Here is a 26,145-nt window from a genome sequence, read left to right as displayed (position 1 = left end):
GTCAGGCCGGTTGCAAAACCAAAGGAATCAAGCGGCTTGAAGGCTCGGCAATGACGCCAGCGCGAACCAGAAAATCACCGAAGTGTTCGCCTTCCAGACGCTCGGCAGCGAAGCGGCCAAACAGCTCGTCCAGAATGCTCAGAATTTCAGGTTCGGCAATGTTTTGGAGATAGATCACGTTCAGGCGTTCGCCACTGAAGTTCGCGCCCAAGCGCAAGTCGTAACGGCCCAGAGCACGGCCAACCAGGGCGATTTCACCCAGGTAAGGACGGGCGCAGCCGTTGGGGCAACCGGAGATACGCAGCACAATGCGCTCATTACGCAACTGGTATTTGTCCAGCAAGGCTTCCAGCTTGGGCAGCAAGATGGGGGCGTAGCGTTCGCTCTCGGCCATGGCCAAACCGCAAGTGGGTAGAGAGACACAGGCAATCGTGCTGCTGCGTATGCCGCTTTGTGTCTGGTACACATCCAGTTTGTGATCAGCAACCAGCTTGTCGATCTTGGCCTTATCTTCTTCAGGTACATCGGCAATGATCAGGTTCTGGTTGCAGGTCAGACGGAATTGTCCCTGGTGAATCTTGGCAATTTCACGCATACCCGTCAGCCAGGGGCCAACTTCGGTATCCATGATGCGGCCCGAATCTATGCGCAGGCTCAGGTGCCAGCGGCCATTGCTGCCCTGGGTCCAGCCGAAGCGGTCGCCATTGTGGTCAAAGTGATAGGGGCGCGAAGGCTCCAGCGCTTGGCCACTGCGGTTTTGCACTTCTTCCAGAAACCAGTCGGCACCCAGCTTATCCACGGTGTATTTCAGGCGAGCATGACGGCGTTCGTCGCGGTTGCCATGGTCACGCTGTGTGGTGATAACGGCTTCGCAAACGGCCAGCAATTGCTCGGGGCGGACAAAGCCGATTACGCTGCCCAGTCGCGGGTAGGTGGTGTCGTCGCCATGAGTGGCACCCATGCCGCCGCCAATGGCGACGTTAAAGCCCAGCAACTGGTTGTTTTCAATAATCGCGATCAGGCCGATGTCCTGCGCAAATACGTCCACATCATTCAAGGGAGGCACGGCAATGCCGATCTTGAATTTGCGGGGCAGGTAAGTCTTGCCGTAAATCGGTTCAAAGTCTTCGCCGTCAATGGCGTCTTCGACTTTTTTGCCGTCCAGCCAGATCTCGGCATAGGCGCGGGTTTTGGGCAGGAAGGTTTCGGAAATCTTGTCAGCCCACTCTTGAACCAGACCATGCTGCTCGGACAGCAAGGGATTGGTGGCGCTGACCACCTGACGGTTCACGTCACCGCAAGTAGCCAATGTCGTGGACATGGCCTTGTTGATGGCTTGCAGTGTGGGCTTTAAAAAGGGCTTGCGCACGCCGTGCCATTGAAAGGTCTGACGGGTGGTGATGCGCAGGCCAAACTGGGCCCAGTCACAGGCGATCTGGTCAAAGGCCAGCCACTGGGCGGGCGTGACCACGCCACCAGGCAGGCGGGCGCGAATCATGAAGCTGAACGCCGGTTCCAGCTTTTGCTTGCGACGCTCTTCACGCTGATCGCGGTCGTCTTGCTGATAGCTGCCGTGAAATTTCAGCAGCTTGTTGTCGTCTTCGCTGATGGCGCCCGTGATTGGGTCTGCCAGACCCTCGGTAATGCCACCGCGCAGATAGCGGCTATCAATTTTTACTTGTTCGATAGCGGCGATTTTCTTTTCTGTCATGTCCTTGCTTCTCAGTAAACGTCGCGGGCGTAGCGGCCCTGCGCCGAGAGTTCTTCCAACCAGCTGCGAGCCTGGTCTGCGTCCAATCCACCTTCCTGGCGGGCAATTTCCTGCAGGGTCTGGTGTACGTCCTTGGCCATCTGATTGGCATCACCGCACACATAAATGTGGGCGCCGCCCTGAATCCAGGCATAGACCTCGGCTGCTTTTTCCAGCAAGCGGTGCTGGACGTAAACCTTGTTTTCCTGATCGCGCGAGAAGGCCAGATCCAGGTGTTGCAACTGACCGTCCTGCAAGGCGCGTTGCCATTCGGTCTGGTAGAGGAAATCGGAGTGAAAGTGCGGGTTGCCAAAGAACAGCCAGTTGCGACCTTCGCCACCCTGAACGCTGCGCTCCTGCACAAAGGCGCGGAAAGGAGCTACACCGGTGCCAGGACCAATCATGATTACGTCACGGCTGGTATCTTCAGGCAGGCGGAAGCGTGTATTGGGGTCGATAAAGACAGGCACGGTATCGCCTTCGTTCAGCCGGGCCAGATAGTCGGAGGCCACGCCCCAACGATCCTGCTCGTTGAATTGGTAATGCACATTGGCCACGGTCAGATGTACTTCTTCGTCCACCTCGGACTGGCTGGAGGCGATGGAGTACATGCGGGGTGCCAGAGGGCGCAAGGCTTGTACCAGCTCGGCAGCGCTCCAGGTGGCCGGGAAGCGTTCCAGTACGTCCAGCACTTGATGAGTTTTCAGTAGCTCTTGCAAGGTGCTCAAGCCCTCGGGGCCCACAGCTGTTTGCAGCACGGCATCGCTATTGCGCTTGGCCAGTTCCACCAGAAAAGGCTTGGTCAGTTGTGTCAGCTCGCGGTAATGGCTAAGCCACTCTTGCAGCGTGTGTGACTTGTCCTGAATGGTGACGGTCTCTTGCGGGTCCAGCTTCAACGTCTGGATAACTGCTTCGACCAGCTTGGCGTTTTGTGTAGGCCAGACACCCAATGCATCACCGGGTTGGTACTTCAGGCCACTGCCTTCCAGCGACAACTCGTAGTGATAGATGTTGCGGGTGCTGTCGCGGCCCGTAATGCTTTGGCTTTGCAGCACGGTGGCCTGGAATGGATTGTCGCGGGTGAAGCTGCTGCGGGTCTGGGTTTCCAGCACCGTAACGTTGCTGGATTGGGCGGCAGGAACGGCCGCAGCGGCGTGGGCCTGGTGATCCGTTTCCAGAAAACCAAAGGCTTTGTCCTGCCAGGGGGCGGCGACCGTATCAATATCCAGATCAGCCAGCCCTGCGTCCAGAATGCGTTCCGCACCCAGCGCCAGCAGACGTTGATCAATCTTTTCCGCGATCCCACAGAACAGGGGATAGCTGGAATCACCCAGACCCAGCACACCGAATTTCAGTGCGGGCAGCTTGGGGGCACGGGCACCGGACAGGAACTCGAAAAACGCGATGGAATCGTCTGGCGGATCGCCTTCACCCTGGGTGCTGATAATGACGTACAGCAGACGCTCTTCTTTCAGCTCGCGCGTGGGGTAACGGTCGGCGCGCAGCAGGCGCACGGGGATGCCGGCGGCTTCGCAGCGTTGGGCAAAGGCTTCGGCGACGCGTTGGGCATTGCCTGTCTGGCTGCCAAACACAATAGTGGCAGGTCGTTGGGCGGGCGCAGCGGCGGCGGGCACCAACGACAGTTCAGGAGAAACAGGCGCTTGAGCGGGAAGGCCGGTGTGGCGCACTTGCGCGACACCCGCGAGATAGCCGGACAGCCAGTTCAGGGACAGCGGATCGAGCTCGTCGGTAATTTGAGCAATCGCCGTGCGATTGGACTCCGAGAGGCGGGACAGGGCGTGCATTCTGACACTCGCTTATATAAATAGTTTGTCCCATTCTAAAGAGCGGTATCAGGGCTACGAACGATCCGATTCTTATTTGTTTATGAATACTCCGGTTAATGAAAAAGGGGCATAAGCCCCTTTCATCTTGGTCTAAGCGCGTGCGAAATACGTGTTATGGACGCAGCTCCCGACGCAGGATTTTGCCCACATTGGTGCGGGGCAGATCATCGCGGAATTCGACAATACGTGGGGCCTTGTAGCCGGTCAGCTCCTTGCGGCAAAAGGCAATCACGTCTTTTTCCGTCAGCTCGGGATTACGGCTGATGACATAGAGCTTGACGATTTCGCCTGCTTTTTCATCCGGTACACCGACGGCGGCGGCCTCGACAATATCCGGGTGCTGGGCGGCGACCGCTTCCACCTCATTGGGGTAGACGTTAAAGCCCGAGACCAGAATCATGTCTTTTTTGCGATCCAGCAGGAAGACATAACCTTGCTCGTCCATATAGCCAATATCGCCCGTGCGTAAAAAGCCGTCGCGATCAAAGACCTTGGCGGTTTCATCGGGACGTTGCCAGTAGCCGGGAGTAACTTGCGGCCCACGAATGCATAGCTCGCCCGTTTCGCCCAACGGCAGGTCGTTCTGGTTTTCGTCGCGTATGCGTATGTCGGTAGAAGGAACGGGCAGCCCGATTGAGCCGGTGAACTCTTTTTTATCCAGCGGATTGATCGTGGCTGCTGGTGAAGTTTCAGTCAGTCCATAAGCCTGGGCCAGGGGTTTGCCGGTCGCTTCCAGCCAGCGCTTGGCGACCACTTCCTGCACTGCCATACCGCCACCCAATGTAAAGCGCAGCGAGGAGAAATCCAGCTTGCGGAACTCGGCATTGTTCAGCATGGCATTAAAGAGCGTGTTCACCCCCGTAATGGCAGTAAAACGCAGCTTGGACATGTCCTTGATCATGGAGGGAATGTCGCGCGCGTTAATGATCAAGAGGTTCTCCGCACCCAGACGCAGAAACACCAGCAGGTTCGCGGTGAAAGCGAAGATATGGTAAAGCGGCAGGGCAGTAACAACGCAGTCGATCTGGCCTTCTTTCAAATAAGGGCGAATCCAGGACAGGGCCTGGCTCAGGTTTGAAACCAGATTGCCATGGGTCAGGATGGCTCCTTTTGCAACGCCCGTCGTGCCCCCGGTGTATTGCAGGCAGGCAATATCATCGTGGGTCAGCTTGACCGGGGCCGGTGCGCGGCCTCGGCCCTGAGCCAGTACGGCTTTGAAAGAGACGGAGCCAGGCAAGGACCAGGCAGGCACACCTTTTTTAATGTGGCGCACCACTTGATTGACCAGCCAGCCCTTGAGGCCGCCCAGACAATCCCCCACGCTGGTCACAATGACTCGCTTGATGGGTGTTTCGTGCAGGATTTCCTGCAGCACGTGGGCAAAGTTCTCCGCAATGATGATGGTTTCTGCGCCGCTGTCTTGCAGCTGATGGCGCAGTTCACGGGCCGTATACAGCGGGTTGGTATTGATAATGGTGGCCCCGCTGCGCAACACCCCATACAGACTGATGGGGTACTGCAGCATATTGGGCATCATCAGGGCGACACGGTCGCCTTTTTTCACGCCTTGGCTTTGCAGCCAGCTGGCCAGGGCCAAGGCATTGGTCGACAGTTCGCGATAGCTCATGCGTTTGCCCATGCTGATATAGGCAGTGCGCTGCGCGAAGTCGGTACAACTTTGTTCAAATACATCCAGCAAGGACGAGTACTGCTGGGCCTGATCTTCGATAGTGGCAGGAATACCGGCGGGGTAGTTCTGCAGCCAGACTTTATCCATGAAGCGCTCCGAGGCGTGTAGGTTCAAGACAATCCCAGCAGGGCCTTTTTGAGCGATTCTTGGGCAGGCTTCTTGCCTAGCCAGATTTTCAACAAAGCAGGGGTCAGATCAGGGTGAGAGAGCTCGCCCAGCGTCTTGTCGTTGAACAGGATCTTGACCTGAGGGGTGTGCATGTCCAGCACCACAACGTCGCCTTCCTTGGCTTCACCCACCTGGCGCATCAAGTCTTCAAATTGCTTGATGACCGGGTCCAGTTCTTGTTTTTCAGGATCAGTCAGGTTGCTGTGAATGCCGTCTTTCAGGGCATCGATCAGGGTTTGGGCATCCAGGTCGCGTTTGAGGACCAGTCGGATCTGATGCGGTCCGGGGGATTGAATAATGGCCTCGGCATCCTGGGAAAGCGAAGCGGTATACAGGGCGGCGACGTACACATCAAAAACAACTTTCTTGCGCAGGCCTGCCCCATTCAGTTTCAGGCTTTGCTGCTCGACGGTGACCGTGTCTGGCACGGTGACATTCGCAACAGTAGCGGCCTGGGCGGCGGGTAGCCCCAGGGACAGACTTAAAATCAGGGCGGCACAGCGGGGGGTAAACATGAAGCGGTCCTCCGGCAAATTAGCGTGATTGTGATTTCTGCTTGTAGAAGTGGGCGTCGGCGATATAGATGGTGCGTTCCACCGTGGTGTAGATCTGGCCTTCGGGGTCCTGGATCTGCACGGTAAACGTGGCTTCAGCCTCGTGGTATTGGTCTAGCTGTCCTCGTATTGCGTCCAGTTCATCTGGATTGATTTGAAAATTGGCGTACAGAGTTTGGTAGCCGGGGCGGCGGTACTGAATCTCTGCATTCTTGTCCCAGACAATCACATGGCGTTGCAGCCCAGCCAGAAGCATGGTGGCGTGCACGCCGTCTGTAATGGCAAACAGGGAGCCGCCAAATAAAGAGCCATTGATGTTGCGAGTGCGGCGACGCAATGGCAGGCGTACGACGATGTGTTGCAAGTTCGCTGAAACTTTGTGGACTCGCCCGCCGGTTGCCCGGAAGGCGGGGTGCCAGTTAAAGCCCAGCTGCAAAAAGCGCGCACGCCATGTGGGGGGGAGGCGTGCGAGCAGCTCCATGCGGCGACTGCGGGCCATAGTGCATCCTTAGAAGCGATAGCTGAACTGCACGCCCAGGATGTCGCCACTGTTTTTGTAGGTACCGCGTGTCAAACCACGACCTTTCAGATCCGTGTTGTTGTTCATGTCGGTATTTTTCAGGAACAAGTGGGTGTAGCCGATATCCCAGGTGGCGTTCTTGCTGGCACGATACTGAGCACCCAGGGACACCCAGTAACGATCGCTGTCAGGCAGAGCGGTTGGGCGGTAGTTCTTGTCGCGAACGGGGGATTGGTCCCAAGCAATACCACCCTTGAAGGTCCACTGCTCGTTGTAGTGGTAGTTCGCACCCAGGGCGACGCGCCATGCGTCCTTGAACTTCAGTTCCAGACCGGAATCCTTGGCACCGGGGCCGCTGTTTTCAATGGTCAGACGCGGGATGCTGCTCCAGCCTGTCCAGGACACATCGGCCAGCAATTGCCAGCGCGAGTTCAGGTCGTGCACCAAGCTGACAATGGCGGTGTCAGGCAGCTTGATGGTGGCTTCTGCGTCCCAATTGATGTTGGGGGCAGGAATGCCAGCCGGCACGTTGCGGTTGCGCAGCTTGGTGTCGCCATCAGCCGTGATCTTGATTTGCGAGCGATAGGAAACGCCCAAACGAGTGCTGGGGGTAATTTGGTACAGCAAACCGGCATTCCAGCCCCAGGCGTCGCCCTTCATCTTCACGCGGGTGTCCATGTCCAGTGGACCCAAAGCCGGGTGATAACCAACCGGGGTAGCCAGACGGTAGTCCGCATCAATGTGCAGCCAGTTCACACCCACACCGAAGGACAACTGATCATTGACTTTGTAAGCCACCGACGGGTTGACGTTGACGGTTTCAATGGCGAATTTCTCGGAGTGGTAGCGTCCAATCCAGCCTTCGTCGTATTCAGTTGTCAGACCAAAGGGCACACCAATACCCAAACCGATCCACCATTTCGGCGAGAGTTGATGGGACAGATAAATATTGGGTACAGGAGCGACTTTACCGGCATCGCCACCTGATCCACCCGTTGCAGGTCGGCTGGCCCCACCTGTCAATGCCAAGGGATCCGTACTGCCTTTATCCGAAAATTTGAAGGTGGGTTTAATGACGTTGATACCAGCCGAGAAGTTGGTCTCGGGCAGCAGAGTCATGCCAGCTGGGTTGAAGTAGATCGTGCTGGCATTTTCACCAATGGCGGCCGAGCCTGCGTAGGCATTGCCCAGGCCGCTCGCATTTTGTTCGAGCAAGTTAAAACCAGCCGCATGGGCTTGACCCATTCCCATGCTCATTCCCAGAGGAATCAGCAAGGCGGGGATGGTACGCAAAGCTACAACCGTCTTTTTCATGTCTCTTCTCCAAGGTATAGGTGCGACGTCTGACAGAGGCTTATGACAAGTTTTAAAACACCTGTTTGTTTTCTATGGTGCATGACCTAGGCCAATCGGCGTATAGGTATTTGTGCCAATCCGAACTAATTGCGTTGTTTTTGTGTTGCTTTGTAATGCAGAGGGCCCCCTCTGAATGGCGCAAAGCCGGTACCGAAAATCACGCCTGCATCGGCCAGATCGTCGTTCTCCACAACACCGATGCGAACCTGGTGTTCGGTCTGTTCGATAAGTGGTTTGATCAAGCGATCTGCCAGACCGCTTGGGACTGTTCCCGCAGGGGATTTCTGGGCTTTGCCGTCTTTCCAGGTGTAGAAACCCTGGCCGGTTTTGCGACCCAGTTCCTGACGGTCCAGATGGGTTTTCAGGCAGGCTGGCATGGCCGCCTGCTGGCTTAATTGGGCACCTGCATCACGGGCAATATCCAGGCCCACGGTGTCGGCCAATTCAAGCGGGCCCATAGGCATGCCGAACTGCAGCATGGCTTTGTCCACGGTGGCCGGGTCCAGCCCCTCGTCCACGCAGCGCATGGCTTCCAGCATGTAAGGAGCCAGCACGGCATTGACCAGAAAGCCGGGGCTGTCTTTAACGGGCAGGGGCAGCTTGCCAATCTGGTTCACAAAGGCGTAGGCAACGCTGCGCACTTCCGGGGCCAGCAACTCGCTTTCCACCACTTCAACCAAGGGCATGCGAGAGACCGGGTTAAAGAAGTGAATGCCTACCAGCCGTTCCGGATTGATCAGGTTCAGGCTGAGCTCGGACAAGGGCAGGCTGGAGGTGTTGGTCGCCAGTACGGCACCGGGTTTTAGCAGAGGCTCAATGGTGGTGTACAGGCTACGTTTGGCATCGGCGTTCTCGAAGATCGCTTCCAGGACCAGATCTGCCGAGGGGATGCCGTGGCCGTCCGGGTCCGGGATTAATCGATCCAGTGCGGCTTGTACCAGCCTGCGGTCTTTGAGTCGGCGCTGGAACAGCTTGGCGGCACGACCCTGAGCCTGGGCGATACGTTTGCGGTCCTGATCCTGCAAGGTCACACGCATGCCTTTCAGTGCACATACGGCAGCAATATCACCTCCCATGACACCGGCGCCAACCACATGGATATGGCTGACTTCTTGCGTCGATGAGTGCTTGCCCACGCTTTTCAGGCGCTCTTGCAGATGGAATACACGCAGCAGATTAGCCGCGGTGTTGGAACGGGTGATTTGCTCGATCAGCTCGGGAGCTTTCAACGCGTTGCCGTTGTGTTTTTCCCAGATCTCCAAAATGGCACGAGGGGCCTGATAGTGCTGATACGGATCGCGCTTTTCCAACTGCTTCCGCACTTGGCCAGCCACCAGGGGGCGCAGCAGCTTGGTATTCATCAGGCGTGGCAAACCTTTGGCACGACGTGGTTTCTTGCCACTGAGCACCTGCTTGACGGCGGCTTGCTTGGCCAGACGGACAGGGACGCAAGCATCGACCATACCTAGACGGGCGGCCTTGCGGGCATCCACGCTTTTGCCGCTCAGCATCAAGTCCATGGCGGCGGCAGGGCCTATATATTCAGGCAGGCGCAACATGCCGCCCCAACCGGGGAAAATACCCAGCATCACTTCAGGTAGAGCCAGGCGTGTATCGTCCTGATCTACGGCCAGGCAATAACGGCATGCCAGGGCCAGCTCCAGACCACCGCCCAGGCAGTGGCCCTGCACCAGCGCCAACGTGGGGTAGCTCTGCTTGGCTAGCTTGTTGAAGACGGTCCAGCCGCGTGTGACCAGTGCCAAGCCCTTTTCAGGGTTGTTGTTGTGTTCCGAAAACTCGTCAATGTCCGCACCGGCTACAAAACCGGCAGCTTTGCCGGAGTAAATGATCAGTGCTTTAGGAGGATGGCTGCCCAGGTAATCCAGTGCCTGGTTCAGCTCCTGCAGAACGGCTGCCGAGAGTCTATTGACCGAGCTGCCCACGCAATCGATTTTCAGCCAGGCAATTTGCTGATCGTCCGTGTACAGCGTGAAGTTTTGCAAATCCAGGGTAGCGACGGGCATCATGATTCAGCTCCTTGCAGCGATTCGATCAGCATGGCACCGCCTTGTCCGCCGCCAATACAAATAGCGGCCATGCCCAGACGCAAGTTGCGACGACGCAGGGCATTTAAGCAATGCAGCACAATTCGGGCTCCGGAGGCACCCACCGGGTGGCCGATCGCAATGGCGCCACCGTCCACATTGAGCTTGTCCATATCCAGCAGACCCAAAGCATCACGACCCAGATACTTTTGGCACCACTCCTGGTTGTCCCATGCAGCACGACATGCTAGTACCTGTGCTGCAAAAGCCTCGTTGATTTCCCACAAATCCGGGCCATTTAGGGCCAGACGGTTGCGCTCCAAAATAGGCGTCGCGGCGAAAACAGGGCCCAGGCCCATGGTGGCCGGGTCCAGGCCAGCCCATTGCGCATCTACAATGCGGCCAATGGGTTTGAGCTGATGTTCCTTGACGGCGGCTTCGCTGGCCAGAATCAGCAGGGCAGCGCCATCGGTCACTTGGGAGCTGTTGCCGGCCGTGATATTGCCCCAAGGCGGATCAAAGACTGGGCGCAGCTTGGCCAGCTTCTCGGGCGTGGAGTCTTCGCGTACGCCATCATCTTGCGGGTAGTTATTACCGCGCGTGTCGCTTAACGGCACGATTTCTTCAAAAGCGTTTTCTTGTTGAGCACGCAAAGCCAGACGGTGACTGCGGGCCGCAAACTCGTCCATATCCTGACGGCTGATACCAAACTCGTGCGCCAGAATTTCAGCGGTCTGCCCCATGGACAGGCCAACGACGGGATCAGTCAGCCCTTTAAGCAGGCCGATGACTGGTTTCAGGTAGGACAGACGCAGACTGCGCAGCGCTTTCAGGCGTGCGCCCAGGCTACGCGCTTTGCCCCAGGTGGCCAGCCAGCGCACCATGTCGTCGCTGAACAGGATGGGGGCGTGAGACAGCGCATCTACGCCACCGGCCAGCACCAGATCCGAGCGGCCGGTTTGAATGGCCTGTACGCCCGAGTCCAGTGCCTGCATACCCGAGGCGCAGTTACGCATCACGGTCCAGCCCGGCACTTTGTGACCTGTGCCCAGACGCAGACCCAGAACCCGGCCGATATTGGTTTCATCGGGCGAGGGGGCGGCGCAACCCAAGATGACCTCGCTTAGCTGCGGGGCCTCAAAGGGTTGGCGCAGCAACAGCTCGCGACCCGTTTGCACGGCCAGATCTCCAGCAGAGAAGGGGCCGGGCGCATTGCGCGCTTTCAGAAACGGGCTGCGTGCGCCGTCAATAATATAGACCGGTTGAAAACTCATACTTGGCTCCCACTGGCGGCTTCAGCGGCAGGATTTTCCCGACGCAAATCGAAGGGGAAATCATCAACGGCAATAACCCGATCGCGCACGATGTCGCGGGCCTGGATTTGCTCGTATTCCTGAGCCGTGATGCCACCGGCCTGAAAGACGGCTTCGGCCAGATCGCGTACGTTGGCTTTGGGGTTGTCCTGCAATTGACCGCTTTTCTCGAACTGACGGATTTTGGCGTCAATATCGCGGGTGTTCAGCGAAGCCAGCAGGGCCGCTTCAATCGCACCGACGGGTTCCATATCGTCGTCAGGCAAGTAGGTGTCGTAAGTCAGGCGATCTCGAGTGGCACCGGGCTTGGTCAACAGTTTGGCAACAGTGTGGTCCAGCTTGTCATCAGGGCCCAGACGGCGCAGACCCAGAGGGAAGACCAGGAAGCGCAGCACGGCCGCCAAAGGACGGTTCGGGAAGTTCTCCAGTACTTTGTCCAGCGCATGTTGAGCGCGCATCAAGGCGTCTTGAGCCGCCCAGTGAGCCAGAGGTGCATCTTCCTGTTGACGGCCTTCGTCCTGGTAACGCTTGAGCACGGCGCTTAGCATGTACAGCTCGGACAGCACATCCCCCAGACGCGAGGACAGGCGCTCACGCATTTTCAGGGAACCACCCAGAACCAGCATGGAGGCATCGGCCAGCAGGGAGAAAGCAGCACTGTAACGGCTGGCCTGGCTGTAGTAGGTGTGCATGGCCTTGGAGGTGCCGGTAGGGCCACTTAGCAAGCGCCAGCCACCCAGGCCCAGCCAGAAGGAGCGGCCTGTATTGGCCAGTGTGTAGCGGATGTGTGCCCAGAAAGCCTGGTCAAATTTACGCAAACCGGCTTCGCGGTCAGGGTTCAGTGCAGCTGTCATCTCTTCCAGAATGAAAGGATGGCAACGAATCGCGCCTTGGCCAAAGATGATCAGGCTGCGCGTCAGAATATTGGCGCCTTCCACCGTAATGCCGACGGGAATTTGCTGGTAAGCCCGGCCCAGGAAGTTGGAGGGGCCAAGGCAAATGCCTTTACCACCAATCACATCCATACCGTCGTTCACCACAATGCGACCACGCTCGGTGACGTGGTATTTGACGATGGCCGAGACGACAGAAGGTTTCTCGCCCAGGTCCACGGCAGCAGCCGTCATGGTGCGGGCGGCATCCATCGCATAGGTATGGCCGGCAATGCGAGCCAGTGCTTCTTCCACACCTTCAAATTTACTGATGGCGCTGCGGAACTGGGTACGCACGGCGGAGTAACCACCCACGGCGCGGCTGGTCAGTTTGGCCATGCCCGTAAAGGAGGAGGGCAGGGAGATGGAGCGGCCAGCAGCCAGACATTCCATCAACATGCGCCAGCCCTGGCCAGCCATGTCGGGACCACCAATAATGAATTCCAGCGGCATGAACACGTCTTTGCCGCGGGTGGGGCCGTTCATGAACATGGCATTCAGGGGGAAGTGACGGCGACCGGTATCAACGCCGGGGTGGTCGCTTGGAACCAGGGCGCAGGTAATGCCAATGTCTTTTTCGCCACCCAGCAAACCGTCCGGGTCATATAGGCGGAAGGCCAGACCCAACAAGGTGCAAACCGGAGCCAGGGTGATGTAGCGTTTGTCCCAGGTGACGCGCATGCCCAGCACTTCCTGACCTTCCCATTCGCCCTTGCAGACAATCCCTACGTCAGGAATGGAGGCGGCGTCCGAACCGGCCCAAGGGCTGGTCAGTGCGAAAGCGGGGATGTCACGGCCATCAGCCAAGCGGGGCAGATAGTGTTGTTTCTGCTCGTCGGTACCGTAGTGCAGCAGCAGTTCTGCCGGGCCCAGCGAGTTGGGCACCATGACCGAGACGGACAAGGCCGAGTTACGGGTGGAGAGCTTGGCGACAACCGCCGAGTGCGCTTGCGCCGAAAAACCGCGACCGCCGTATTCCTTGGGAATAATCAGGCTGAAGAAGCGGTTTTCTTTCAGGTAGTTCCAGACCTCGGCAGGCATGTCGAAGTCTTCCTGGCTGACTTGCCAGTCGTCAATCATGGCGCAAGCCACATTGACTTCATTGTCCATGAACTGGCGCTCTTCATCGGTGAGCCGGTAGGCCGGATAAGAGCTCAGGGTATTCCAGTTGGGTTTGCCGCGAAACAGCTCACTTTCCCACCAGACCGTACCTGCTTCCAGCGCATCGCGCTCGGTTTGGGACATGGCAGGCAGAACGCTGGAAAAGGCGCGGTAGATTGGGCGGCTTAGCCACTTGGTGCGTAGATTCCGGTTTTTGAGAACGTAGACGCAGCCAAGCACTAGCACTATCAATAGCAAGGTCACAAACATAGCAACTCCGGACTAGCTTAGAAAAAAAAGAAGAAGGCCCCCACGCTGCGCCTTCGGCTTGTTGCCCCCGAGGGGGCACTTTTTACCGGGGGCGCCGAGTCTTGGGAGCGGCCCGGCGGTAAAACCCCCTCATGCTGCACCTTCGACTTGCTGCCCCTAAGAGAGGGGCGCGGTTCACCGTGGTGTAGCTTGGTGGTCAGGGCCGTTCAGCTCAGGTGCTGGCGGGTAAAGGAGCTCGTAATCCACCCAGCAGGAAACTCATCAAGCGCTGTTGCAGTTGTTGCTCACTTTCCGGGCTGTCGCTAAGGGGTAATTGCAAAGCCCGACGCAGTGATTGGGTGCCCATCAAGGCATAAGAGGTGGCACCCAGCATGAAATGGAATCGCCAGATGATTTCTTCTTCAGGCACGGTAGGCAGAGCTTCATGCAAAGCCTGCTTGAAGGGCAGGAAGATGGCGACTTGTTCGTCCCAACAGATGGACTGAATGAAATCCTGCGGCGCCGGGCGGTCCTGCCCCGGCAAAGGAATAAACGAGCGTGGGGCGCCGTTGCCTGAACCTGCCAAGCGTATCAGTGGGCCAAAAAAGGCATCCACCACCTGGGATGCTTTCAACGGACCTTCACCGGCTTGCTGACGATAAAACGCCAGTTTTTCCAGGCGCTCTTGATTGATGCTGTTCAGGCGGCGCTGGAACACGGCCTGTGTTAGTCCGTCTTTACTGCCAAAGTGATAATTGACAGCCGACAGGTTCACCTTGGCTTGCGCCGTAATCTGGCGCATGGAGGTATTTTCGTGGCCATACAGCGCGAAAAGATGTTCGGCTGCATCGAGAATGGCGGACTGTGTCCGATCAGAGCGTTTCACCGTTATTTCCTAATTTCAAACGAGTGTTTGAATAATGTAACGGGAATGCGCAGTTAGTACAGTAGGGGTTCACCCTAGCCCCGCAAAGCGGGGCCAGGAGCCAGTCTTAGATCTGGGTCACAAATTTGGTGACTAAGTATCCGTCAAAGGTTTCGGTACCGCCTTCGCTGCCAATGCCGCTGTCCTTGACGCCGCCAAACGGAGTCTCGGGCAGGGAACTGCCGAAGTGATTGATATTGACCATACCGGATTCCAGTTCGGTACCCAGTCGATGCGCGTCTTGCAAGGATTGTGTAAAGGCATAGGCCGACAAACCGTAGGGCAGGCTGTTGGCACGGGCGATGGCATCGTCCAGATCGCTGTAGCGCGTCAAGGGGGCGATGGGGCCAAATGGCTCCTCGGTCATGACCAGTGCATCGTCGGGCAAATCCGTCAGCACTGTGGGCGAGAAAAAGAAACCATCGCGCTTGATCTGTTCTCCTCCCAGCAACACTTTGCCACCCAGAGAGCGGGCGTTGTCGACAAACTTTTGCATCATGGGCAGGCGGCGCTCGTGAGCCAAGGGCCCCATTTGCGTATCCGGGTCCAGACCATCGCCCACTTTTACATTGGCCAGCTCTTCGGTGAAGCGGTCCACAAATGCAGTGTAGATGTCGTCGTGGATATAAAAACGCGTGGGCGAAATGCACACCTGACCAGCATTGCGAATTTTGAAACGAGCCAGCTGACGAGCAGCGCGGGCTACATCGGCATCAGGCAGGACCAGCACAGGCGAGTGACCGCCCAATTCCATGGTGATGCGTTTCATATGGGCACCGGCCAGTGCAGCCAGTTGCTTGCCTACAGGAACAGACCCGGTAAAGGAGACTTTACGCACGATGGGCGAGCGGATCAGGTAGTCCGACACCTCCTGTGGCACACCCCAGACAATATTCAGTACACCCGGAGGCAGGCCCGCATCATGAAAGGCTTGGGCAATAGCCATGACCGCACTGGGGGAGTCCTCGGGGCCTTTCAGAATAATCGTGCACCCAGCACCGATAGCCGCGCAGATCTTGCGAATGGCCTGGTTGTAGGGAAAGTTCCAGGGCGTAAAGGCGGCGCAGACCCCGATGGGCTCGCGCAGAACCATTTGCTGCACTTTGGGGTTGCGGGCGGGGATGACGCGGCCATAAATACGGCGGCACTCTTCGGCGTGCCAATCCGCATGGTCCGCGCAGGACATGATTTCGCCTACCGCCTCGGCCAAGGGCTTGCCTTGGTCCAGTGTCAGATTGCGGCCAATTTCCTGGGCGCGTTCACGCGACAGTTCCGCGACCTTGCGCAGGATCGCGCTGCGATCCATGGGCGAGCTGTGACGCCAGCTTTTGAACGCGTCCTGGGCGGCGTTCAGAGCCGCGTCCAGATCCGCCTGGGATGCCAGCGGCAGTTGGCCCAAGGTGCTGCCATTGGCAGGATTGATGACGGCCTGGGTCTGGCGACCTTGTCCATCCAGAAATTGACCATTGATATACAGGGCCAGGTGTTGATACATGAGCGGCCTCCAAGTTGTCTGTGTTGCTAACTAAATACGTACCGTTCGATGGTATCGGGCGAGCAGAAACGGGACAAGCGTGGGCGGCGGATATTGCAGCAACGGATTGTTCAGAGAAGCTACAAACGGGCGCGAAACAGGGAGCCCTTCAAGAAACCGTTATAAGTTTTTGATTTCATATCTATTTTTGAAGGCCTGACAAAGAGATGAAAACTGACATCAAGCTGCAATAAGAAATCGTTACAAGTGCAGCATTCTTAATGTGAGCGATTGTTATATTTTTAACGATGAAAATATTTTTATCGCCTGGTGATAACCTGGTTTTATCTTGATGTAACCTAAATGCTTATTAAGGTGAAAGTTTTTTGTAGATTATTACCAACGATCGCGCCACGTGGGATAAGCGCAACAGTTATTGCTTAAGCGCCTAATCGCCCGAAATCGTTTAATTTCAGTGTATTGTTGCCTTTTTTATCACGGGCTATTTATCATTTTTAACATTGTCGTCCACGAAGCCCCTTGTAATCTAAGATACAATTTGTCCCGTGATCTACGTGATGAGTTTCACTATGCGTCACGTAAAAAGTCACAATCAGACACAAGGTTATGCTCCAAGAATACAGGTCAGAAGCCTGTAGCTCCGCCTTGTCTTGCCCCGGTCCATTATGAACATACTGCTGCGGCTGGCGATGTACTTACCAGTCTTAGATGTAAAGCCCATGTGCAATACATAGGTGTTGGGCCCTCGGGTGGTGTTTCTTTCGCTTTGTTTGAGCGACACACCGAACCCATTCTTCTTTCATTTTTGTACTTAAATTTGATCTGGCAATGCGTTGCAACGCTGACGTAATGACGTCTGTTGCGAACGCGGCACAGGATCTTACGGAGGCCGACGTGCGTGGTAAGAAAACTCTAACGGTAAGTGCGCTGCTGACAGCGCTACTGCTGGCGCAACCAGCGCTTGCCCAGCAGGAAAACAGCTTGAGCTTCAAGGACAGTATTGAGCGGGCAATTATGTCCAATCCTGAACTTGGCGCTCGCTTCCAGGATTTCCAGTCTGCGCTTGAAGGTCAGAACGTTGGCCGTGGCGCCTTGTTGCCCGAGGTCAATGCACAGGGTTGGGTTGGCAAAGAGTGGCGTGGCAGCACCTCCGGTGCTCCGTCTACCGACTGGTCCCGCAGCGGCTACAGCCTGCAACTGCGTCAGTTGATTTTTGATGGTTTCTCCTCGATCAACCAGGTTCGTCAGTTGGGTTACGAAAAACTGGCCACCTACTACGAGCTGCTGGCTTCGGTAGATTCTCTGGCTCTGGAAGCGGCCAACGCGCACATTGATGTGCTGCGTTACCGCGAAATGGAAAAGCTGGCCCGTGAAAACTACGGCATGCACATGAACATCCTGAGCCAGATTCAGGAACGTTCGGCATCCGGCGTGGGCCGTGGTGTGGACCTGGAACAGGCTTATGGCCGCCAGTCCCTGGCTCAAAGCAACATGATGACCGAGGCCGGCAACCTGAACGACGTGCTGCAACGCTACCGTCGCATTGTGGGTGTGGCTGCTCCTGAAGTCATGCAAGCGGCCCCTAGCCTGAGCGAGTCGATTCCTGCCAATACCACCGACTTCTTGCCATCCTTGCGCACCAGCCCCGTGATTCTGGCCAAGCAGGCTTTGTATCAAGCTGCTGAGTCGGGCAAACACGTGGCTCAAGGCCGCATGTCGCCTACTTTGGAATTCCGTGCTGCGACAGGCAAGGATAAGAATGATCCTCCCGGTTCCGCATACCGTAACTCGCAAAGTAGCAACGTGCAGTTGATGCTGTCGTACAACCTGTTCCGTGGTGGTGCCGATGCTGCTCGCATCCGTCAAACCACAGCTCAACAGTACGCTGCCCGCGACGTGCGCGATTACACCTGCCGCAACGTACAGCAGGATCTGGCCGTGGCCTGGAACAACATCGAGCGCCTGCGTGCTCAGTTGCCATTCCTGAAACAACACGAACTGGCTACGTCCAAGGTTCGCGTTGCTTACATGCAGCAGTTCCAGATCGGTCAGCGCTCCTTGCTGGACTTGCTGGATACGGAAAACGAACTGTTTGATGCGCGTCGCGCTCTGGCCAATGCCACTTACGACCTGCAACAAGCCGAATACCGTTGGTTGACCTTGTCGCACCGTCTGGTGTCGGCAGTTGGCCTGTCCCAGCCTTACTCGGAGCAGCCTGAAGAAGCCGCCAAGCTGGACTTCCCCGAAGAGGCATTCAAGGCATGTATGACGCCTGTTCCAGATACCAGCAACCTGACCCCGGTTTCTGTTGATTACCGCGACGGTATGGCTCCGCCAGTCCTGCGCGAGAAACCAGCCGGGCTGTAAGTAGCTGCTTCTTGGCGTTATTGGATAGTGAAGGGAGGCACGTATGAGTCAGAACGAAGATGACTACAAACAAGAGCTCTCAGTCTCGGATGCCAGTTTTATCCGAGTGCTGGAGGATTTGATTGACGCACTGGTTGCTAACGGTGTGCTTCGTATGACTGATCTGCCTCCCCAGGCCTTGGCCAAATTGAACGAGCGCAAACGTACCCGTCAACGCCTGCGGGATTCGCTGGATTTGATTAATGACGATGAACCACTCATCTGACAGCACGACACAAGCAAGCGGGCAATACAGTATCCCGCCTCATCTGACGCATGATGATCCTCTTCTGACCTGCCTGGCAGAGATTACCCGTATCCACGGTAATCCTTGCACGCCGCAGCACTTGTCTGCAGGCTTGCCTTTGCAGCGTGGGCGTTTGACGCCTGCCTTGCTCAGTCGAGCGGCCGCGCGTGGTCATTGCACGGCCCGAGTATGGCGTCGCGCCTTTACCGAACTCGACACCAATCTGTTCCCGGTTATTTTGTTGCTGAACAATAACCGGGCATGTGTGTTGCTGGGGCTGGAAGAAGAACGTGCCCGGGTGCATTTCCCGGAAAGTGGTAGCCCCAGCGAAATCAGCCTGGAAGATCTGCAAGCGCAGTACTCCGGGCTGTTGGCCGTGGTGCAGCCGGATTTCCGCGTCGAAGCGCGTGCCAAAGATGGTGTGGCCCCCATGAAGGGCAAACACTGGTTCTGGACAGCCGTAGTGCAAAACTGGCGTCTGTATCGCGACGCCATTGGCGCTGCCTTGCTGATCAACCTGTTTGCGCTGGCCATTCCGCTCTACACCATGAACGTGTACGACCGGGTGGTTCCCAACAAAGCGATTGAAACCCTGTGGGTGCTGTCGATTGGGATTGGGCTGGTGCTGGTCATGAACATGGTGCTCTCGAGTGTGCGAGCCTATGTAGTTGATGCTGCCAGCAAACGGGTGGATATTCAGTTGTCCGCGCGGATTATGGAGCGGGTGCTGGACTTGCGCATGGAGAACCGACCGCCATCGGTGGGCTCTTTTGCTGCCAATCTGCGCTCCTTTGAATCGGTGCGCGACTTTATCGCTTCGGCCAGTTTGACGACACTGGTCGATTTGCCATTTGTGCTGCTGTTTTTGGCTGTGCTGGCCTGGATCTCGCCCTGGATGCTGATCCCGCCCGTTGTGGCCATTGTGATCATTCTGGGTATTTCCTGGTTTGCTCAGGCACGTATGGAACGCCTGACCAAACAGACCTTCCAGGCTGCTGCCCAGCGTAACGCCGGCCTGGTCGAATCCCTGGCTGGCATGGAAACCTTGAAAGTCCTGAATGCGCAAAGCAATGCGCAGCGCGACTGGGAACAGTCCACCGAGTACCTGGCTCGTCAGGGTGCGCGCATCAAGATGACTTCCACCCTGACCGTGAACACGGTGCAGATGCTGCAGCAGATGGTCACTATCAGTGTGGTGATTATCGGGGTGTACCTGGTTCAGGAAACCAAATTGTCCATGGGGGGCATTATTGCTTCCTCCATGATTTCAGGCCGTTGCCTGGCTCCTTTGGGGCAGGTGGCTGGCTTGATGATGCAGTATCAGAATGCCCGTACCTCCCTGGGTTCGGTGGATTCGTACATGAATATGCCGGTAGAGCATCCTGAAGAGCGTCACTTTGTGCCACGCCCTTATCTGGAAGGCTCTATCGAGTTCCGCAACGTTAGTTTCAGCTATCCCGGCACTAATCAGAACGTGCTGGATAAGGTCAGTTTTTCTTTGAAGGCTGGCGAGAAGATAGGGATTATCGGCCGTATTGGCTCCGGCAAAACCACCTTGTCCAAGCTGATCCTGGGTCTGTACAAACCGACGGGCGGCACCGTTGTGCTGGACGGAATTGATAGCCAGCAGATTGACCCGGCAGACGTGCGTCGCTCCATGGGCTATGTCTCGCAGGACCCCACGCTGTTCTATGGCACTTTGAAACACAATTTGCTGATGGGCACGCCTTACGCAACTGACGATCAAATGTTGGCAGCGGCTCGTCAGGCCGGGGTGGATGATTTCGCACGACGCCATCCTGATGGCTACGACATGATGATTGGCGAACGCGGCGAATCCCTCTCGGGTGGTCAGCGTCAGGCTATCGCTGTGGCTCGTGCCTTGATCGGTAACCCGTCCATTCTGTTGCTGGATGAACCCAGCAGCAATATGGATAACCAGAGCGAATCGGCCCTGCGTCGCAGCCTGCATAAAGAATGTGAGGGCAAGACAGTTGTGCTGGTGACCCACCGCACCGCCTTGCTGGAGCTGGTGGATCGCCTGATCGTGATGGATATGGGGCGTATTGTGGCGGATGGTCCTAAGGATCAGGTCATTGCCGCCTTGCGTAGTGGGCAGATTGGTAAGGCCCGGAGTGCAGCATGAAAATAAAGAACCTGACCAATTGGGTGCGTGCGCAACTCCAGGACACCAATTCCCCACCTCCTGGTAGCAATATGCTCAAAAACGCATCGTGGACGGCTCGTTACCAAGATGTACGGGGTTCCACGCTGCTGATCTGGTTGACCTTGCTGGCCATCAGCCTGCTGATTGTCTGGGCCAGTTTTGCCAGCATTGATGAAGTGGTGCGTGGCGAGGGCAAGGTTGTGCCATCTCGCCAGGTCCAGATTGTGCAAAGTCTGGACGGTGGTGTGGTGGAAGAAATTCTGGTCCGCCCTGGCCAGTCCGTGGAAGCGGGTGAAGTCTTGCTGCGTATTGATCCAACCCGTGCCTCGTCCTCTCTGGGCGAGAACGAAGCAGAATCCTTGTCCTTGAAGGCCAAGGCTGCTCGTCTGGAAGCCATTGCCGCAGATCAGCCTTTTGATATGCCTGTTGAGGTTCTGGAAAAAGCCCCCGACTTGGCGGAAATGGAACGTCGTGTCTGGCAGGCTCGTACTGAAGAGCTGCGCTCCAATATTTCGGTGGCCCAGGAGCAGTTGAACCAGCGCCAGCAAGAACTGCGTGAAACTCAGGCTAATCGTGATCAGGCGGCATCCAGCTGCGGCTTGACCTCGCAAGAACTGCAAATGACCCGTCCTTTGCTCAAGAGCGGGGCAGTGTCTGAAGTGGATTTGCTGCGCTTGCAACGTGATGTGGCTCGTTACTGTGGTGAGCAAAAAGCCGCCTCGGCGCAGATCAGCCGTATTCAGGCCTCCATTCAGGAAGCTCAGAACCGTATTGGCGAAGTGGAAATTATCTTCCGCAACCAGGCTCGCACAGAGTTGTCCGAAACACGTGCCAAATTGGCCTCTCTGGAACAAGGTCAGCGTGCCTTGGCCGATCGTGTGCGTCTGGCTGAAGTGCGTTCGCCGGTGCGCGGCACGATCAAAACCTTGGCTGCCAACACCGTGGGCGGTGTACTGCAACCGGGCAAGGATATTTTGGAAATTGTGCCCACTGATGACACCTTGTTGTTAGAGGTGCGCATCAATCCACGCGATATTGGTTTTCTGCATTCCGGCCAGGCGGCCGAGGTCAAATTCACCGCCTATGACTTCGCTGTCTATGGCGGCTTGCCCGGCGTGCTGGAGCAAACCAGTGCGGACACCATTACCGATGAAAAAGGCAATTCATTCTATATAGCGAAAGTACGTACTGATACGGTGTATGTCGGTGACGACAAGCGTCCAATTCTGCCTGGCATGATGGCCGAAGTGCACATCCTGACAGGTAAGCGAACGGTGATGCAGTACTTACTTAAACCTATTCTCAGGGCCAGGTCCAACGCCTTTACGGAGCGTTAAAACAGATTGGTCCGTACGGGGGAGTAGCGCTGACGATAGAGGTGTAACACCCGAGTCAGCCCAAGAGCTGATGGCTTATAGCTCGTGTTACCAGTAAGGGAAAAGCGGTATGCGACAAGTAAATTCGGTTTTATTTCTGACGGCCGATGAGGCGTTGTGGCAGCATTGGCGCCATTTGGATTCCGTGACCTGGCTGCCTGCCAGAGGGCAGGGCATGGACGATTTATTGCGTTGGAAACAACAGCAGCGTGATCTGGTGGTCATTGATAGTGCTTTGGCTTTGTGGAACCACCCTCAGTGGAGCCAGGCAGTACAAGGCATGAAGGTCATTATTGCCAGCCCACGCCCATTGGATACCGAAGGTCAGGCGGTCCTGGCTTTGGGAGCCCGTGGTTACGTTCACGCCTACAGTTCCTCAGCCCTGCTGGTGCAGGTTTTGGATCATGTGGCCAGCGGTCAAATCTGGGTTGGGGAGTCCTTGCTGAGCCGTTTGCTCAGCGATGTCACTCGTCGGCTGGAACCTAAAGCTGGCTGGGAACGCACATTGACCAGCCGTGAAGTCGAGGTCGCGCAACGCGCCTCGCTAGGCCACTCCAATCAGCTGATTGCCAACGACTTGGGAATCACTGAAAGAACGGTTCGCGCCCATCTTCAGGCGGTTTTTGAGAAGCTGGATGTAACAGATCGTTTGATGTTGGCGCTAAAAGTACACGGCATAGCGTAAGGCATTGCTCGCCGTCTCGTTAGCATTGTTAAGTTAAGTCAATAACAATAAATAAAACAGCGAACTGGCGGCGACGCCAATATCGAGTAGCGGGTCAAATCGCTATTCTCTGATCAAAGAAAGCCAATTTCTGACTGCTGCGCGGCAGCAGTCTTTTTTTAGGAATCAGACAGTCATGGCACTGGATACTGTTTTAGTGACCCGAGTTGAAGGTACGGCATGGATTCGTACCAGCGATGGCTCCAAAGTAGCTGTCAAGGAAGGGATGCGCGTCCCCGTTAACGCTGAAATCATTACCGAGACTGGCGCCAGCGTCGAACTCGAAATCCCAGGCAGCCCGCCTATGACGATTTCCGACAACCGGGAGTTCCTGGTTAGCGGCGATATCGCAGAAGTTGATGTGGACCCGGTGGCCGCCGCCCTGGCCAACCCGGACGATCCAGCCATTACGGCTGTGTTAGCTGCTTTGGAAGCAGGCGATGACCCCTTCGCGCAGTTGGATCCTACTGCTGCCGTATTGACCGGTGGTGGCGAAGGCGGTGGCAGTAGCTTCACCCGTCTGGTCAGCATTGTGGAAACCACGCGCCCACTGGCGCTGGAATACCCGCGTCCTGGCGTGCCTGACGTTGAAAACGTGCGTTTGGGTGGCTATTCCGGTAGTGATGTAGATCCAACATTGGTGACTGGGACAAGCACAATCACGTTGGAGACCCCGGAGCGAGTTACTGAAGGCGATTCCTATGAGATCGTTGCCCGTGTAGATAGGCCAGTAACAGGGCAAGACCTGATTATCACCTTGACCAATGGCAGCACCATTACCATTCCTGTAGGCGAAACAGAAGGCCGTGTCATTGTCGACAATCCGTACCCGGATGATGTTTATGAGCAGGGCGATCGTCCGGAGATTATCGGTATCGATAGCACAACCGGCGGTAATTACGAGAACCTGGATACCAGCAGTACGTCTGGCAGTGACATTGTTGACGACGACGATGCCACGACTATTACGTTGGAAGGCCCTGAAACCGTAACGGAAGGTGATGAGATTACCATCACGGCTACCGTAGATAATCCACCGCAAGGCAGTGACCTTGTGATAAAGCTTACCAACGGCCAGGAAATTGTCATTAAAGACGGTGAGACCACCGGTTTCGTTACCTATCCCGCGCGTCCAGATGACAGTACGGTACAAGGCAACATTCCAGAAGAAGTGGGTATTGAAAGCAGCACCGGCGGCAACTACGAAAAAGTTGAACATGGCGGCCCTGTCACTACGACTGTTGAGGATAACGATACGCCGTCGATTACAGTGACTGACACGCTGATCAGCGAAGGCGGTACGGGCAGCTTCAATGTGAATTTTGGCAAGCCGGTTGACAATGTCACCACAGTCACGTTGAAGCTGGAGCACGGCAAGACCGATGACAGTGATGTGGATTCCCGCGTGCCACCGGTGGTGACCGTTGGCGGAAATACGGTACCCGTGACTGACAATGGCGACGGCACGTTCAGCTTTGAACTGCCCCCGAATACGGTTGATGGCGTGATTGTCACCGTGCAGACCGGAGACGATGATGTTTTTGAAGGCGAAGAAGACTTTACGCTGATCGTTACCCAGGAAGGGGAAACGGCCAATGGCACTAAGCTGCCTGAAGGGATCCGGGGAGAGGGTACGGGTACGATTGTTGATGATGGTCGAGTAATCCCGGTGGATCCGACGAATCCGGAAGGCCCCGGTACGCCTGCGGACGACGACCGCCCGACCCTGGTTGTGGAAGGCGGCGGTCGCGTGCCCGAAGGCGCCACAGCCGAATTCACCGTGAAACTGGTGGGTGATATCAAGGAACCCAAGCCAGTCGAGTTGCAGCTTGATCTGCTGACAGGCGGTACGAACACCGCCGAGCCCGAAGACCTGGGCGAGATGGTTGTCACGTATGTCGATGGCAATGGCGATACACAAGCGCTGACTGTTGTCGGCGGCAAAGTTACGCTGCCTGCCGGTGTCACCGAAATCAAGGTCAGCGTGCCGACGGTTGCCGACAATGAGCACGAAGGCGAAGAAAGCTTCCAACTGAAGGTCACTGATACCAACAAGGCAACGACCAACGGCGAAGCGACCGGCGATGCGGCTATCTTCGACAAGCCTCTGATCGATGTGCCGGACGAAAACGATGGGGAAGACCCCAACAATCCCGGACAGCCTGATGTTGTGCCTGGCCATGTTTCCATTGCCGAAGATGCGACGGCTCCGGTTGTGGGCAAGTTCACGGTCGATGCGCCGGCGGGCCTGCAGGCGCTGGTGGTTGGCGGAAAGACGGTATCACTGGGAGAACTGGAAGGCCTGGGGAACACGCCTGTCACAATTCCGACGGACAAGGGCGAACTCAAGCTGGTTAGCTATGATCCGGCGACGGGTACGATTGCTTATGAGTACACAGTAAACGGCGCGCAAGATCACGAGGATGGTGACGATTCGGTCGTCGATGTGTTCGACATCAAGGCGATTGATGAGCTCGGCCAAGAAAGCACTGGCGAGTTGGGTGTGCATATTACGGATACGGAGCCGCAGGCCAAGGCAGATGAGAGCGCGATCACGGAAGATGCGGCTGCGCCGATCACGGGTGATGTGCTGGTCAATGATGTGCGTGGCGCCGATGCGATTGCCTCGGTGGTGTTTGACGGCACGACGGCGAAGTACGGGTCGTTCACGGTGGATGCCGAAGGCAAGTGGAGCTACACGCTGGACAACAGCCTGGGCGCGGTGCAGGAACTGAACGATGGCGATACGCTGACGGAGACGTTCGAGTACACGATCACGGATGCCGATGGCGATACCTCGACGGCGACGCTGACGATCACGATCAACGGTCAGACGGATGGTCCTCCGGTGGTGACGCCGGAAGATGGTGATGGAGATGTCTCTGAGGGCCACAACAGTGTGGTGGAGAACACTGGCGCGACGGTCGATGGCACGGTGAGCGTGTCTGCGGAAGCGGGCATTGCCACGGTGACGATCAACGGCGTGGACATTACGGGTGCGAGTGCCGCGAGCCCGGTGACGCTGCCGGATACGGGCAAGGGCGTGCTGGTGGTGACGGGTTACGATGCCGCCACGGGCGTGATCAGCTACAGCTACACCGAAGGCAACAAGGTGCATGCGCACAACGAAGCCAACGACAACATCAGCGACAGCTTCACGGTGGAAGTGACGGATGTGGCTGGCGTATCGAGCAGCAACGACCTGGTGATCCAGATTCTGGATACGGAGCCGGTAGCCGAAGACGATGTGGCGCAGGTCACGGAAGATGCGGTAGCGCCG

At 56.7% G+C, this 26,145-nt stretch carries 17 protein-coding genes; 6 read left to right on the top strand and 11 right to left on the bottom strand.

Annotated features, from left to right (window positions below; genetic code table 11):
- Position 1 precedes the first annotated feature (1 nt).
- From cysI to KOE80_RS15280, 11 genes are all read right to left on the bottom strand, one after another.
- Positions 2 to 1,711, bottom strand: coding sequence for an assimilatory sulfite reductase (NADPH) hemoprotein subunit (gene cysI / locus KOE80_RS15330; RefSeq protein ID WP_226349461.1), 1,710 nt, complete (start codon positions 1,709 to 1,711; stop codon positions 2 to 4).
- An 11-nt stretch (positions 1,712 to 1,722) separates the two neighbouring features.
- Positions 1,723 to 3,555 (bottom strand): assimilatory sulfite reductase (NADPH) flavoprotein subunit, encoded by a 1,833-nt coding sequence (locus KOE80_RS15325; protein ID WP_088451698.1) that lies wholly within the window; start codon positions 3,553 to 3,555, stop codon positions 1,723 to 1,725.
- Between the two features lie 154 nt (positions 3,556 to 3,709).
- Positions 3,710 to 5,374: an AMP-binding protein gene (locus KOE80_RS15320; protein ID WP_088451700.1), complete on the bottom strand. Its 1,665-nt coding sequence runs from the start codon at positions 5,372 to 5,374 to the stop codon at positions 3,710 to 3,712.
- Between the two features lie 23 nt (positions 5,375 to 5,397).
- Positions 5,398 to 5,970 (bottom strand): chalcone isomerase family protein, encoded by a 573-nt coding sequence (locus tag KOE80_RS15315; RefSeq protein WP_226349460.1) that lies wholly within the window; start codon positions 5,968 to 5,970, stop codon positions 5,398 to 5,400.
- 19 nt (positions 5,971 to 5,989) lie between these two features.
- Complete coding sequence (locus tag KOE80_RS15310; protein ID WP_026484839.1) at positions 5,990 to 6,508, bottom strand: DUF4442 domain-containing protein; 519 nt, start codon at positions 6,506 to 6,508, stop codon at positions 5,990 to 5,992.
- Positions 6,509 to 6,517: 9 nt separating this feature from the next.
- On the bottom strand, positions 6,518 to 7,843 hold the full coding sequence (locus KOE80_RS15305) for an OmpP1/FadL family transporter (RefSeq protein WP_035269579.1): 1,326 nt from the start codon (positions 7,841 to 7,843) through the stop codon (positions 6,518 to 6,520).
- A 125-nt stretch (positions 7,844 to 7,968) separates the two neighbouring features.
- On the bottom strand, positions 7,969 to 9,912 hold the full coding sequence (locus tag KOE80_RS15300) for a 3-hydroxyacyl-CoA dehydrogenase NAD-binding domain-containing protein (RefSeq protein WP_226349459.1): 1,944 nt from the start codon (positions 9,910 to 9,912) through the stop codon (positions 7,969 to 7,971).
- Positions 9,909 to 11,204 (bottom strand): acetyl-CoA C-acetyltransferase, encoded by a 1,296-nt coding sequence (locus tag KOE80_RS15295; RefSeq protein WP_083055324.1) that lies wholly within the window; start codon positions 11,202 to 11,204, stop codon positions 9,909 to 9,911. The genes KOE80_RS15300 and KOE80_RS15295 overlap by 4 nt, the downstream gene beginning before the upstream one ends.
- Positions 11,201 to 13,546, bottom strand: a complete 2,346-nt coding sequence (locus KOE80_RS15290) for an acyl-CoA dehydrogenase (protein WP_226349458.1) — start codon at positions 13,544 to 13,546, stop codon at positions 11,201 to 11,203. Before KOE80_RS15290 ends, KOE80_RS15295 begins: the two co-directional genes overlap by 4 nt.
- Positions 13,547 to 13,757: 211 nt before the next feature.
- Positions 13,758 to 14,411 (bottom strand): TetR/AcrR family transcriptional regulator, encoded by a 654-nt coding sequence (locus tag KOE80_RS15285; RefSeq protein WP_009462459.1) that lies wholly within the window; start codon positions 14,409 to 14,411, stop codon positions 13,758 to 13,760.
- 106 nt (positions 14,412 to 14,517) lie between these two features.
- Complete coding sequence (locus KOE80_RS15280; protein WP_226349457.1) at positions 14,518 to 15,945, bottom strand: NAD-dependent succinate-semialdehyde dehydrogenase; 1,428 nt, start codon at positions 15,943 to 15,945, stop codon at positions 14,518 to 14,520.
- 849 nt (positions 15,946 to 16,794) lie between these two features.
- Here KOE80_RS15280 and KOE80_RS15275 point away from each other — a divergent pair.
- The 6 genes from KOE80_RS15275 to KOE80_RS15250 all read left to right on the top strand — a co-directional run.
- On the top strand, positions 16,795 to 18,312 hold the full coding sequence (locus KOE80_RS15275; RefSeq protein ID WP_080747981.1) for a TolC family outer membrane protein: 1,518 nt from the start codon (positions 16,795 to 16,797) through the stop codon (positions 18,310 to 18,312).
- A 43-nt stretch (positions 18,313 to 18,355) separates the two neighbouring features.
- Positions 18,356 to 18,577 carry a hypothetical protein gene (locus tag KOE80_RS15270; RefSeq protein WP_022983326.1) on the top strand — a complete coding sequence of 74 codons (222 nt, stop codon included), beginning with the start codon at positions 18,356 to 18,358 and terminating at the stop codon, positions 18,575 to 18,577.
- Positions 18,561 to 20,744, top strand: coding sequence for a type I secretion system permease/ATPase (locus tag KOE80_RS15265; protein ID WP_413228942.1), 2,184 nt, complete (start codon positions 18,561 to 18,563; stop codon positions 20,742 to 20,744). Before KOE80_RS15270 ends, KOE80_RS15265 begins: the two co-directional genes overlap by 17 nt.
- 71 nt (positions 20,745 to 20,815) lie before the next feature.
- Positions 20,816 to 22,102, top strand: coding sequence for an HlyD family type I secretion periplasmic adaptor subunit (locus KOE80_RS15260; protein WP_226349475.1), 1,287 nt, complete (start codon positions 20,816 to 20,818; stop codon positions 22,100 to 22,102).
- Positions 22,103 to 22,211: 109 nt separating this feature from the next.
- On the top strand, positions 22,212 to 22,826 hold the full coding sequence (locus tag KOE80_RS15255) for a response regulator transcription factor (protein ID WP_042489187.1): 615 nt from the start codon (positions 22,212 to 22,214) through the stop codon (positions 22,824 to 22,826).
- A 175-nt stretch (positions 22,827 to 23,001) separates the two neighbouring features.
- A partial coding sequence (locus KOE80_RS15250) for a retention module-containing protein (RefSeq protein ID WP_226349455.1) occupies positions 23,002 to 26,145 on the top strand: 3,144 nt, incomplete at its 3' end.

Source organism: Alcaligenes sp. 13f (assembly GCF_020496585.1).
Taxonomy (GTDB): domain Bacteria; phylum Pseudomonadota; class Gammaproteobacteria; order Burkholderiales; family Burkholderiaceae_B; genus Alcaligenes; species Alcaligenes phenolicus.
This window is presented reverse-complemented; position numbering and strand designations above follow the sequence as displayed.